Source organism: Marivibrio sp. (assembly GCF_040218065.1).
Lineage (GTDB): Bacteria > Pseudomonadota > Alphaproteobacteria > UBA8366 > Aestuariispiraceae > Marivibrio.
The window spans coordinates 228743-239814 of sequence record NZ_JAVJQE010000009.1 but is presented as its reverse complement, the minus strand read 5'-3'; the positions used below and the strand labels follow the sequence as shown (position 1 = coordinate 239814).

Sequence of the window (11072 nt, the reverse complement as noted above, 5' to 3'; positions counted from 1 at the left end):
GCAAGGTGTTTCAGACCCCACAGTCTGAAAGGGACGTCGGGTACGAGCCCCGCGGCTTACTTGTAGCCGACGAGGTCGTAGATCATCTGCGCCTGGGTCTGGTTGCGGCCCAGCGCCTCGAGGTTGAGGGTATCCTGACGGAACAGGCCGAGCTGGGCGACGCTGTCGCTCAGACCCACGCCGGGAACCGCCGGATACTCGTCGTTACCGGCCGAGAAGTACTCCTGCGCCTGCTCGGAGGCGAGGTACTCCAGGAACCGAACCGCATTCTCCTGGTTCGGGGCGTTCGCCAGCACGCCGGCGCCCGAGATGTTCACGTGCGAGCCGGTCGAATTCTGGTTCGGGAACACCCAGCCGATCTTCGCCAACTGCTCGTCGCCCAGATCCGAGACCTCTTTGCGCAGCGCGCGGGCGAAGTAGTAGGTGTTGGAGACCGCGATGGCGCACTGCCCGGACGCGATGCCGCGCAGCTGGTCGGTGTCGCCGCCCTCAGGCTCGCGCGCGCGGTTGTTCCACATGCCCTCGGCCCAGTCCTGGGCCAGCGTCGGGCCGACATGCTCGATCATCGAGGCCATCAGGGAGAGCATGTAGATGTTGCCGCTGGAGCGCGTGCAGACCATGCCCTCGAGCTCCGGGTCGGCCAGCGACTGGTAGGTCGCGACCTGACGCGGCTCGACGCGCTCCTTGTCGTAGAAGATGATCCGGGCGCGCTGCGAGAAGCCGAACCAGTGATTGTTCGGATGCTGCAGATGCTCCGGGATCCGCGCCTCCAGCGTGTCGGAATCGACCGGCTGGAACAGGCCCAGCTGGTCGGCGCGCCACAGGCGGCCCGCGTCGACCGTCAACAGCACGTCGGCCGGGCTGTTGGCGCCCTCGGTCCGGATGCGCTCGATCAGCTGATCGGCCTTGCCTTCGATGCGGTTGATCTTAATGCCGGTCGCCTCCTCGAAATTGGAGTAGAGGCGCTCGTCGGTGTCGTAGTGGCGCGAGCTGTAAAGATTGAGCTCGCCCTGAGCCAGCGCCGGCGCGGCGGCGCCGCCCAGCAGCATCGCGGCCAGTCCGGCGACCGCAGTCTTCAGAAGATTGGACGACATGTCTTTCCTTCTCCGATGTCTCGTTCATTCGGGCGGGGAGGCCCTCTCGGCCGCGCCTATCGCCCGCGACGCGTCGATGGGTATTGCAAATGAGAGTGATTGTCAATTGCAGGATTCTATCTTTTTTGCCCAGCCGTCCGCGCGGTTGACCGCCGCCGCGTCTCTCCCAGCGTGACGCTCGCCCCGAAGCGCACTAGTCTCCGCCGATCATGTGCGGATTGGCCGGCTTTCTCGATCTCACCCGTTCGACCTCGGCGCAGGCGCTAAAGGCGCGCGCTCAGGCGATGGGCGACGCGCTGCGCCATCGCGGGCCCGACGACGCAGGCGCCCACGCCTGCGAGGGGGCGGGTCTCGCCATGTCGTTTCGCCGCCTCTCGATCATCGACCTGAGCGAGGCGGGCCGTCAGCCGATGACCAGCGCCGACGGCCGCTGGACCGTCACCTACAACGGCGAGATCTACAATCACAGCGAACTGCGCGGCGAGTTGGAGAGCGCCGGCGTCACCTTCCGCGGCGCCTCCGATACGGAGGTGATGCTTGAGCATGTCGCCCGGCACGGCGTGCTGGAGACGGTCGAGCGCCTGATCGGCATGTTTGCGATCGCGCTGTGGGACGCGCGCGACCGCAAGCTGTGGCTGGTCCGCGACCGGCTGGGAATCAAGCCGCTCTACCACGGCCGGCAGGGCGATCTGATCTTGTGGGGATCGGAGTTGAAGGCGCTCGCGGCGCATCCGGACTGGCGCGGAGAGGTCGACCCGACGAGCGTCGACCGCTTCCTGCGGTTCAATTGCGTGGGCGCGCCGCGCACCATCTATCGCGGGATCGAGCAACTCGTCCCCGGCGGCTGGCTTTCGATCGACGCCGAGAGCGGCGCGCGCGAGGGCGGGCGTTATTGGCGGCTGGAGGAGGTCGCGGCCCAGCCCCGGCGCGGCGGCGACGAGACCGAGAGTCTGGATGCGCTGGAGACGCTGATCGGCGACGCGGTCGAAAGACGCATGGTCGCCGACGTGCCGTTGGGCGCCTTGCTGTCGGGCGGAATCGACAGTTCGACCGTGGCGGCGCTGATGCAGGCGAAAAGCGACCGCCCGATCAAGACCTTCACCATCGGCTTCGACAATCAGGGTTTCGACGAGGCGGCGCACGCCAAGCAGGTGGCCGCCCATCTGAAGACCGACCACACCGACCTCTATCTTGCGCCCAAGGAAGCCCGCGAGCTGATCCCCAATCTGCCGGACTGGTACGACGAGCCCTTCGCCGACAGCTCCGCCCTGCCGACTTATCTGGTGAGCCGGTTGGCGCGGCGTTCGGTCACGGTTGCGTTGAGCGGGGACGGCGGGGACGAGATGTTTCTCGGCTACAACCGACACAAAGCGCTCGCCCGACTGGCCCGGCTGGACGTCGCCCCGGCGGCGTTGCGCCGGCTTGCGGCCGGCGGCTTGAAGGCGCTGGGGCCGGGCGGCGCGCAAGCTCTGGCGCGCCTGATGCCGGCGGACAAGCGCCCGCGTCAGGTCGACGACAAGGCGGCGAAGCTCGCCCGGGCCTTGGCCGCGCCGGACCGGGACGCCCGCTATCTCGACGTTGTCGGCCATTGGCGCGCGGCGGACGGGCTGCTCGACCCCGCCGCGCCTGACGATCTGCTGCCCGCCGGCTTGCCGCCCGGCCTTGGCGCGGCGGAGCGGGCGGCCCTGATCGACGCCTTGACGTATCTGCCGAACGACATCCTGACCAAGGTCGATCGCGCCAGCATGGCGGTCGGCCTTGAGGCGCGCGTGCCGCTTTTGGACCACCGGGTGGTCGAATACGCCTGGTCGATGCCGGCGTCGCTCAAGCTCAAGGACGGCGTCACCAAGCACCCGTTGCGCCAGATCCTCTATCGCCACGTCCCCCGCCATCTGGTGGAGCGGCCCAAGGCCGGGTTCGCCTTGCCGCTGGGCGACTGGCTGCGCGGCCCCTTGCGGGAGTGGGCGGGCGACCTGTTGAGCGAGGAGCGCTTGCGCCGTCGGGGCTTCGTCGACCCGGCCGTCGTGCGCCGGGTCTGGGCGGATCACCTGACCGGCGCCGGCCAAGGCCGGGCGGAGGCGTTGTGGGGCGTCTTGATGCTGGAGGCGTGGGCTGAGCGATGGCTGAACGCATGAGCGCGCCGGACCTCTCCGGCCGCACGATCCTCTACCTTGTAAGCGAGGATTGGTATTTCCTCTCCCACCGTTTGCCGCTGGCCCGCGCGGCGCGTGAGGCGGGCGCGCGGGTCGTCGTCGCGACCCGCATCAACGACGACCGCGCGACCCTTGAAGCCGAAGGCTTTGCGGTCGCCCCGATCCCATTTGACCGCAGCGGGTTGAACCCGATCGCTGATCTCAAGACCTTGGCCGAAATCCGCCGGGTTTATCAGCGCGAGCGGCCGGATCTGGTCCATCAGGTCGCCATGAAGCCGACGCTCTACGGCACGCTCGCCGCCCTGATGACCGGGGTCCCGCAGGTGGTGAATGCGATGGCGGGCATGGGATTTCTGTTCATTTCGCAGGGGCTGAAGGCGCGACTTCTTCGCCCGGCTATCCGCGGTGCGATGGGCTGGCTGAACCGACGGGCTCAGGTCTCGGTCATCGTGCAGAACGACGACGATCGGGCGCTGTTTCGCGACCTGCTGGGCGTGTCGGACCGGAAGATCGCCACCATCCGCGGCTCCGGCGTGGACGTGGACGCCTTGCGCCCGGCCGAGCCCCCGCCGATTTCGGACGACCGGCCGCCGGTCGCGCTTTGCCTGTCGCGCATGCTGTGGGACAAGGGGATCGGCGAGCTGGTCGAGGCGGCGCGGCTGTTGGGCGCGCGCGGCGTCCCGCTGACCGTCCGGCTGGTCGGGCCGAGCGACGCCAACCCGGCCGCAATCCCGCGCGAGACGATCGAGGCCTGGGTCGCCGAGGGGCTGGTGGAGGCGGCCGGCAAGACGCGCGACGTCGCCGGCGAATACGCGCGCAGCCACATCGCCGTCCTGCCGAGCTATCGCGAGGGCTTGCCGAAGTCCTTGCTGGAGGCCGCCGCCTGCGGCCGACCCATTGTCGCGACCGACGCGCCCGGCTGCCGCGAGGTCTGCGTCGAGGGCGAGACCGGCCTTCGCGTCCCCGTCCGCGCGGTTGAGCCGCTGGCCGACGCGTTGGAGCGCCTTGCGCGCGACGCGACCTTGCGCGCGCAGATGGGCCAGGCCGCGCGGCGGCTGGCGGAGGAGCGCTTTTCGATCGACCGGATCGTCGCGGAGACGCTGGCGCTTTATGATGCGACGCTGCGCGAACCGTCGCCGCCCCAATGAGGGGGCGCGCTCAGCCGAAGAAGGATGGTCCGCCCATGACTCTCATCGCCCCCCGCACGCTTATCACCGCCGGCGCCGCCGGCATCGGCCGGCGCATGGTCGAGCATTTCCTGGAGGCGGGCGCCCGGATCATCGTGTGCGATGTCGATGAAACCGCCCTCGCGCGGTTGGCCGAAGAGCGCCCGCAGGTGACGGGCGTGCGCGCCGACGTAAGCGACGAGGACGACGTCGTCCGCCTGTTCAAGACGGCCCGCGAGCGGCTCGGCGGCCTCGACAATCTGATCGCCAACGCCGGGATCGCCGGGCCGGCCCTGCCGGTGGAGGAGGTGAGCCTCGAGGACTGGCGGCGCACCATGGCGGTCAATATCGACGGCATGTTCCTGACGGTGCGCGCCGGGGTTCCGCTGCTGAAGACGGCCGGCGGCGGATCGATCGTCACGCTCTCCAGCGCGGCCGGCAAATTTCCCTATCCGCTGCGCACGCCTTATTCAGCCTCGAAATTCGCGGTGGTCGGCTTCACCCAAACCCTGGCCGCCGAGCTGGGGCCGGCCGGAATCCGCGCGAACAGCTTGCTGCCCGGCGTCGTCGAGGGGGAGCGTATCGAGCGCGTCATCGCCGACAAGGCCGCCGCGCGCGGCGTGCCGGAGGCCGAGATGCGCGCCCAATACGCGCGCTTCGCCGCGCTGGAGACGATGGTGAGCCCCGACGATATCGCGGCGATGGCGGTCTATCTCTGCTCCCCTGCCGGCGCGCGCATCTCCGGCCAGGCGATCAGCATCGACGGGGCGATTCGGTCGTTGGCGTGAGGGCCGCGGGCGCAGCGCCCGTGCGCGGAATACTGTTACGATAAATAATTCAGCGTTTTATCGTTCACCGTGTTCCGGTGATCGGGTAGTATTACGGAGGTCGATGCTCGCGCGCAGCGGCGCGCGGCGAGCGTGAGCGAGGAAGGGGGACGCATGAGGCCCTGCGTTTCTGTCGATCGCAACGGCCCGCCTGCGGCGCGCGGATGCGCAGGGGCGGGGCGATGATCCCCGTCCTGGGCGGCGCCCCCGGCGACGCGTTGCGCGAACACGCGACGCTCGAAGCCGAGGATGCGGTTGAGCGGGAACTGCCCGGCTTCGGGGCGCCGCTGGCCGAGGTGTACGGCTATTGGAAGAGCCTGGCCTGGCCGGGCGGCGCGCCGAGCCGCGCCGACTTCGACCCGATGGCGATTGCAGGCGCGTTGCCGAACGTCTTTTTGGCGGCGGTCGAGCCGGAGGACTATCGCTTCACCGTCGTCGGAGGCCGAATCGAGGAGCGATTGGGCGGGCGTTTCACCCGGCATCGCCTGGCGGAGTGCGAAGGCCTGATCGACGTCGAGCGGACGCGCCGGGACTTCGACGCGATGGTGCGACATCCCGTCCCGCGGTTGGAGCGGTTGAGCGGCGAGTGGAGTCGCTACGAGTGGCGGCGCTTCGATCGGCTGATGCTCCCCTTGGTCGACGGCGGCCGGGTCGCCCACATCCTCGGCGTGATCGATCTTTGCACCGAAGACCGTCCGCCGCCCGTCGGCTATTTGTTGCGCGATCCTCCTCGCCTCTAAAGCGCCGCCTGCGCCGCCGCCGCAGCCGCCCGTCTGGCTGCGCGCGCGGCGCGCAGATCGCGCATCAGCACATAGGCCCAGGCGCTGAAGGAGGCGAGCGTCAGCAGCCCAAGGCTGCCGGCGGCGAACAGGGTGAGCAGCTGGTCGGACATGGCGCGCCTCCTTTGAAAACGCAGTTTGGAACGAGAGCGGGCCGACCCCCCGTCTGGGGCCGACCCGGCGAATGGGCGTGCGATCGGACGTTCCGTTTCGCGCCGCGGCGATGCGGCCGCCTTCTTTCGCGGCCCCGGCTCTCTTAGATCACAGCAATGATGAAAAAATCGTCTACGCGCGCGCTTTTTTTCGCTCGCGATAGATCAGGTAGAGGCCGCTCGCCAAGACGATCAGCGCGCCGGCGATGGTGAAGCCGTCGGGCACGTCGCCGAAGACCGCATAACCGACCCCGACCGAAAAAGCGAGTTGCGTGTAGTAGAAGGGGGCCAACAGCGACGCCGGCGCCATCGTGTGTCCGAGGATCAACAGGAAGTGCCCCAGACCGCCGAACAGCCCCAGCGCCACCATGATGACCCAACCCATCGGGTCGCTCGGCGTGACCCAGACGAAGGGAACGATCAGGCTCATGATCAGCGCGCCGGCGAAGCTGGTGAAATAGATCGAGACGATCGGATCCTCGTCCTTCGCCTTGCGCGTCAGGATGAGATAGAGCGCGTTCATGAAGGCCCCGAACAGGATGACGAGCGAGGCCCATTGGAAGACCCCCAAACCCGGGCGCATGGCGATCGCCACGCCCACGAAGCCGAGCGCGATCGCTGTCCAGCGGTGAAAGCCGACGCGCTCCCCCAACAGCGGCACGCTCAGCGCGGCGACGAAGAAAGGCGCGGCGAAACCGATGGTCGTCACCTCCACCATCTGCAGATGGCGCAGCGAGAAGAAGGTGCAGCCGGTCATCGTCAGCAGGAACAGCGAGCGCGCGAGCTGCAGGCCCGGACGCTTGGTCGCCACCAGGCGCTTGCCGTAGCGCGGCGCCAGAAAGACCGTCATCAGCGCCAGGTGCGAGAAATAGCGCGCCCAGACCGTCTGCGCGACCGGGATGTGGTCGGCCGCCGCCTTCGCCGTCATCTCCAACATGATGAACAGGAAGACGGCGAGGCACATCAGGCCGACGCCCTTGAGGGCGGCCTTTGGGTCTTCCGCCGGACGGGGCGGGGGCGGGGGCTTGGCGGCGGCGTCGGTCATGACGCACCGACGCTACGCGCTTGCACCCGCGCCCGCCAGCCCGTGCGGCGGCACAAGGTCTATGCCGGCGCGGCGGCGCGTCCGGTGGCGCGGAAGACGATCAGCCCGAACAGGGCCATGTTGGCGAACAGCGCCAGCGAGGCGACGGCGGCGATCGGCTCGCCCGTCGCGATCCGGTCCGCGTACAGAAGATAGAGACCCGCGGTCAGCCCGATCAGCCCGAGATGGGCGAGGGACGCGTGAAGCTTGGGCAGGATCCCTTCCGCGGTCGCCGGCAACAGCCGATAGACCAGGGCGTAGAGGGTCATGCCGATCCAGCCGAACAGCATCAGATGGGCGTGGGTGGCGTGCTGGCCGTGATCGCGGCTCGCCGCCATGTGAATGCCGAGCGCCATGCCGGCCAAGGCGTAGAGGACGGACGCGCGCAGAAAATGGTTAGACAGGCTGTGCGTCATGAAAGTTCTCCGAAGGCCCCACCCTCGGACCGACGGACGCTACGCTAGGGGGCGTCGCGCGCGTCGCGCAAGCGCTTTCAGCGCGCGCTCGCAGCCGTCCCGAGGCGGCCGCGCTTGCGCCGCCGTTTCGCCGCCGCGCCCGGCCGCGCGGCGGCGATCCGGCGGCTCAAGATGATGATCGGCAGCAGGCCGACGAGGACGATCATAAGCGACGGCGCGGCCGACTGGGTCAGCCGTTCGTCTGACGCCAGATTGTAGGCGGTGATCGCCAGCGTGTTGAAATCGAACGGGCGCAGGATGATCGTCGCCGGCAACTCCTTCATCACGTCGACGAAGACGATCAGGCCCGCCGTCAGCAGGCTGGTGGACAGGATCGGCGCGTGCACATCCTTGGCCGTCCGCCAAGGGCCGCGGCCGAGCGTCCGCGATGCGTCGTCCATCGACGGCGTGACCTTCGTCAGTCCCGCCTCCACCGTCTGCAAGGCGACCGCCATGAAGCGCACCAGATAGGCGTAGACCAACGCCGCCACGCCGCCGGTGAAGATCAGACCGGTTGAGACGCCGACAGTCTCGCGCATCCAAGCGTCGAGCGCGTTGTCGGCGGCGCCGAGCGGGATCAAGAGCCCGACCGCGATGACCGATCCGGGTACGGCGTAGCCGAGCCCCGCCGCGCGCACGGCCCCGCGCGCGATCTTCGAGCGGTCGAGGCGATTGGCGTAGGCCAGCAGCAGCGCCGTCAGCACCGCGACGACGGCCGCGACCGCGGCCAGCGAGAAGCTGTTCCAGATCAGGCCGAGCGTGCGCGCCTCGAACAAATTGCCCGCCTCGATCGACATGGCGACCATCAGCCCGCCCGGCAGCAGGAAGCCGAACAGGATCGGCGTCGTACAGGCCGCGACCGCGCCGGCGGCGCGCCAGCCGCGCAGTCGATAGCCTGGCAGCACCTTGTAGACGCCGGACGACTGGAAGCCGCGCTTGCCCCGGCTCACCCGCTCGAACACCAGCAGCAGGGCGACGAAGCCGAGCAGCATGGAGGCGAGCTGCGCCGCCGCGACCGGATCGCCATACGAATAGAAGGCGCGATAGACGCCGGTCGTGAAGGTCTGCACGCCGAAATGCTGAACCGCGCCGAAATCCGCCAGCGTCTCCATCAGGGCGAGCGCCACGCCTGTCGCAATCGCCGGGCGGGCCAGCGGGAGCGCGATCCGGCGGAAGGCCTGCAGCGCGCTGCAGCCCATGGTTCGCGCCGCCTCGAACACGCCGACAGACTGCTCCAGGAACGCCGCGCGCGCGAGCAGATAGACGTACGGATACAGCGTCAGCGTGAACATCAGAATCGCGCCGGGCAGCGAGCGGATGTTGGGAAACCACCCCTCGCGCGGGGTCCACCCCATCAGCGCGCGGAATCCGGTCTGAACCGGGCCGGAATGCTGCAGGAAGTCTGAATAGACGTAGGCCAGAATGTAGGCCGGCGCCGCCAAGGGCAGAATCAACGCCCAATCGAAGATCAGCCGTCCGGGAAAGCGGCACATCGTGGTGAGCCAGGCGCAACCCGTACCGATCACGGCGACGCCCAAGGGGACGCCCGCCATCATCCACAGCGTGTTCTCGATATAGCGCGGCAGCAGCGTCGCCATGATGTGGCCCATGATCTCCGAGCGATCGAAGAGGTGGGCTGCGACCGCCAGAACCGGCAGCGCCAGGACCAACGCCGTGAGCAGCGCCAGGAGACCCAGCGCGCTGGGCCGCCACTGCGCGCGCCGCCCGGAGACGCGGCGCGGCGCCGCAGGCTCCAATGCGTCCGGGTCTCCCGGTCCTGACGGCGGCGGGGGCGGGGCCAGAGGGGCGGTGTCGGTCATCCGGGCCGCATCCTATCGCGAACGGTTCGCATCATGCCTGCGAGATACACCCTGCACCGGGCGCGGCCAAGGGAAAGCGTTCAGGGACTGCGATCGTAGTTTAGACAAGCCGCGCTCGTTTCGAAACGGCAACAATGCCGGCGCTCACCCCTCCGCCGGGGCGCGCATCAGCCGGCGATTGGTGCGGATGATGCTGCGGATGTCGTCGATATACTCTTGTCCGCGCTCCGAATACCGTGTCAGCCCGCCCGCCAGAGCTATGGGATCCGGGGCCTTTCCGGCCGCCCGGGCTTGGGCGCGCAGCGTGCGCAGCCGGTTGTAGGCGTCGCCGGTGTTCAGATTGTGCAGATAGGCGCGCACGGCCTCGTTCACGCTGCTGAAGGCCGCGACTTCGTGCGTTGCGCCCTCGACCCGCTGTTCCGGCACCAAGCCGCAGCCTTCGCGGAAGCACTATTGGCCGAAAAAGTTCGCCCCTTCCTGGGCGAAGCGGGACTGACCCCAGTTGCTCTCACTGGCCGCCTGAGCCAGGGCCAGCGCCGGCGGAATCGTATCCACCCGCCGCAAAAGGGCCTCCCACCCCGCGTCGGGCCACGTCTCGATTCCGAAACGCGCCGCGATCTCACGAACGCGCGAAGGATCGTTCGCCTCCCGCGCCGCCAGCACTTCGGCGCGCAAGCCCGCGAGGCGGGCGTTCTCGGCCAGCACCACCGGTCGGAGGGCGGCGAAGAAGATCCGCTTCTTCTCGGCGACCTCGACGTCGTCCGGCAGCGCGAAGTCGCCGGGCTGCACGTATCCCACGCCGCCTGTGGCCGCGTTCTCATAAACCAGGAATCCGCCCCAGGCGAGCGTCAGCAAGGCCGCGAGGCCGAGGCCTGCACCGATCAGCCGAACCTTGAGCGAGAAGGACCGGAAGCCCCGTAGAAAAGCCGCATATCTGGACATGGCGGCAAGCCTAGAGCCCCGCGCCGCCCTGTCAAATTTCGGGATCGGAAATTTCCGGACTGTCGTAGTCGCCGGCGAACTTGGGTGTCTCGTCGCCGATCGCGTAATAGTCGGACTTCGCCGCCGCGAAAATGTGGCCGACGATGCGCAGGCCCGTGGGCGGATCCAGCGTGCCGGCCATGACGCTGACGCGTCCGTCGCCTGGATCGCGCCGGCGGTAGAACAGGTTGCCGCCGCACCGGTTGCAGAAGCCGCGCTCAGCGGCGTCTGAGGATTGGAACCAGGTCAGCCCGCTCTTCTCCCGCAGGATCAGGTCGCGTTGCGCGCACCCGCTGGCGGCGACGAAATGCCCGCTGGTGCGCCGGCACTGCTCGCAATGGCAGGCGACCACGGGCCGCAAGGAGCCTCTGATCTCATAGCGCACGGCGCCGCAAAGGCAGCCGCCGGTCGCATGGGTCACCTCTGTGTCGGACAGATCCATCGCGCTCGCTCTCCCATTTCCTGCGGTCGTGCGCAGCATATCGAGGGCGAGCGACGCGCGCGACGGGGAACGGCGAGGGGGATGACGCCTACGATCGCTGCAAGCCGGATTGCAGCGGT

Annotated in this window: 12 protein-coding genes; 4 read left to right on the top strand and 8 right to left on the bottom strand. The window is 68.7% G+C overall.

The window, feature by feature from the left end; genetic code table 11:
* Positions 1-56: 56 nt before the first annotated feature.
* Positions 57-1094 carry a Fe(3+) ABC transporter substrate-binding protein gene (locus RIB45_RS09875; RefSeq protein WP_350050096.1) on the bottom strand — a complete coding sequence of 346 codons (1038 nt, stop codon included), beginning with the start codon at positions 1092-1094 and terminating at the stop codon, positions 57-59.
* A gap of 209 nt (positions 1095-1303) precedes the next feature.
* Between RIB45_RS09875 and asnB the strand changes: the two genes are divergently transcribed.
* From asnB to RIB45_RS09855, 4 genes are all read left to right on the top strand, one after another.
* Positions 1304-3229 carry an asparagine synthase (glutamine-hydrolyzing) gene (gene asnB, locus RIB45_RS09870; protein WP_350050095.1) on the top strand — a complete coding sequence of 642 codons (1926 nt, stop codon included), beginning with the start codon at positions 1304-1306 and terminating at the stop codon, positions 3227-3229.
* Complete coding sequence (locus tag RIB45_RS09865) at positions 3214-4395, top strand: glycosyltransferase family 4 protein (protein WP_350050094.1); 1182 nt, start codon at positions 3214-3216, stop codon at positions 4393-4395. The genes asnB and RIB45_RS09865 overlap by 16 nt, the downstream gene beginning before the upstream one ends.
* A 35-nt stretch (positions 4396-4430) precedes the next feature.
* Positions 4431-5201, top strand: a complete 771-nt coding sequence (locus RIB45_RS09860; RefSeq protein ID WP_350050093.1) for an SDR family oxidoreductase — start codon at positions 4431-4433, stop codon at positions 5199-5201.
* A 221-nt stretch (positions 5202-5422) separates the two neighbouring features.
* On the top strand, positions 5423-5980 hold the full coding sequence (locus RIB45_RS09855; RefSeq protein ID WP_350050092.1) for a PAS domain-containing protein: 558 nt from the start codon (positions 5423-5425) through the stop codon (positions 5978-5980).
* Here the strand turns inward: RIB45_RS09855 and RIB45_RS09850 are convergent.
* From RIB45_RS09850 to RIB45_RS09820, 7 genes are all read right to left on the bottom strand, one after another.
* A complete protein-coding gene (locus RIB45_RS09850; protein WP_350050091.1) occupies positions 5977-6132 on the bottom strand; it encodes a hypothetical protein in 156 nt (51 codons plus the stop codon). The genes RIB45_RS09855 and RIB45_RS09850 overlap by 4 nt on opposite strands.
* Positions 6133-6304: 172 nt before the next feature.
* A complete protein-coding gene (locus RIB45_RS09845; RefSeq protein WP_350050090.1) occupies positions 6305-7216 on the bottom strand; it encodes a DMT family transporter in 912 nt (303 codons plus the stop codon).
* A 59-nt stretch (positions 7217-7275) separates the two neighbouring features.
* Complete coding sequence (locus tag RIB45_RS09840) at positions 7276-7671, bottom strand: hypothetical protein (protein WP_350050089.1); 396 nt, start codon at positions 7669-7671, stop codon at positions 7276-7278.
* Positions 7672-7748: 77 nt separating this feature from the next.
* On the bottom strand, positions 7749-9530 hold the full coding sequence (locus RIB45_RS09835; protein ID WP_350050088.1) for an ABC transporter permease: 1782 nt from the start codon (positions 9528-9530) through the stop codon (positions 7749-7751).
* A gap of 144 nt (positions 9531-9674) precedes the next feature.
* Complete coding sequence (locus tag RIB45_RS09830) at positions 9675-9956, bottom strand: glucosaminidase domain-containing protein (RefSeq protein WP_350050087.1); 282 nt, start codon at positions 9954-9956, stop codon at positions 9675-9677.
* A gap of 24 nt (positions 9957-9980) precedes the next feature.
* On the bottom strand, positions 9981-10472 hold the full coding sequence (locus RIB45_RS09825) for a glucosaminidase domain-containing protein (protein ID WP_350050086.1): 492 nt from the start codon (positions 10470-10472) through the stop codon (positions 9981-9983).
* Positions 10473-10503: 31 nt separating this feature from the next.
* Entirely contained in the window at positions 10504-10953 is a 450-nt protein-coding gene (locus RIB45_RS09820) for a GFA family protein (protein ID WP_350050085.1), read from the bottom strand.
* Positions 10954-11072 lie beyond the last annotated feature (119 nt).

Excerpts from the sequence above, each read along its gene's own strand:
- RIB45_RS09855 (WP_350050092.1), top strand. The coding sequence starts at position 5,423 with ATGATCCCCGTCCTGGGCGGCGCCCCCGGCGACGCGTTGCGCGAACAC.
- RIB45_RS09825 (WP_350050086.1), bottom strand. The coding sequence starts at position 10,472 with ATGTCCAGATATGCGGCTTTTCTACGGGGCTTCCGGTCCTTCTCGCTC.
- RIB45_RS09840 (WP_350050089.1), bottom strand. The coding sequence starts at position 7,671 with ATGACGCACAGCCTGTCTAACCATTTTCTGCGCGCGTCCGTCCTCTAC.
- RIB45_RS09875 (WP_350050096.1), bottom strand. The coding sequence starts at position 1,094 with ATGTCGTCCAATCTTCTGAAGACTGCGGTCGCCGGACTGGCCGCGATG.
- RIB45_RS09865 (WP_350050094.1), top strand. The coding sequence starts at position 3,214 with ATGGCTGAACGCATGAGCGCGCCGGACCTCTCCGGCCGCACGATCCTC.
- asnB (WP_350050095.1), top strand. The coding sequence starts at position 1,304 with ATGTGCGGATTGGCCGGCTTTCTCGATCTCACCCGTTCGACCTCGGCG.
- RIB45_RS09820 (WP_350050085.1), bottom strand. The coding sequence starts at position 10,953 with ATGGATCTGTCCGACACAGAGGTGACCCATGCGACCGGCGGCTGCCTT.
- RIB45_RS09845 (WP_350050090.1), bottom strand. The coding sequence starts at position 7,216 with ATGACCGACGCCGCCGCCAAGCCCCCGCCCCCGCCCCGTCCGGCGGAA.
- RIB45_RS09860 (WP_350050093.1), top strand. The coding sequence starts at position 4,431 with ATGACTCTCATCGCCCCCCGCACGCTTATCACCGCCGGCGCCGCCGGC.
- RIB45_RS09835 (WP_350050088.1), bottom strand. The coding sequence starts at position 9,530 with ATGACCGACACCGCCCCTCTGGCCCCGCCCCCGCCGCCGTCAGGACCG.
- RIB45_RS09850 (WP_350050091.1), bottom strand. The coding sequence starts at position 6,132 with ATGTCCGACCAGCTGCTCACCCTGTTCGCCGCCGGCAGCCTTGGGCTG.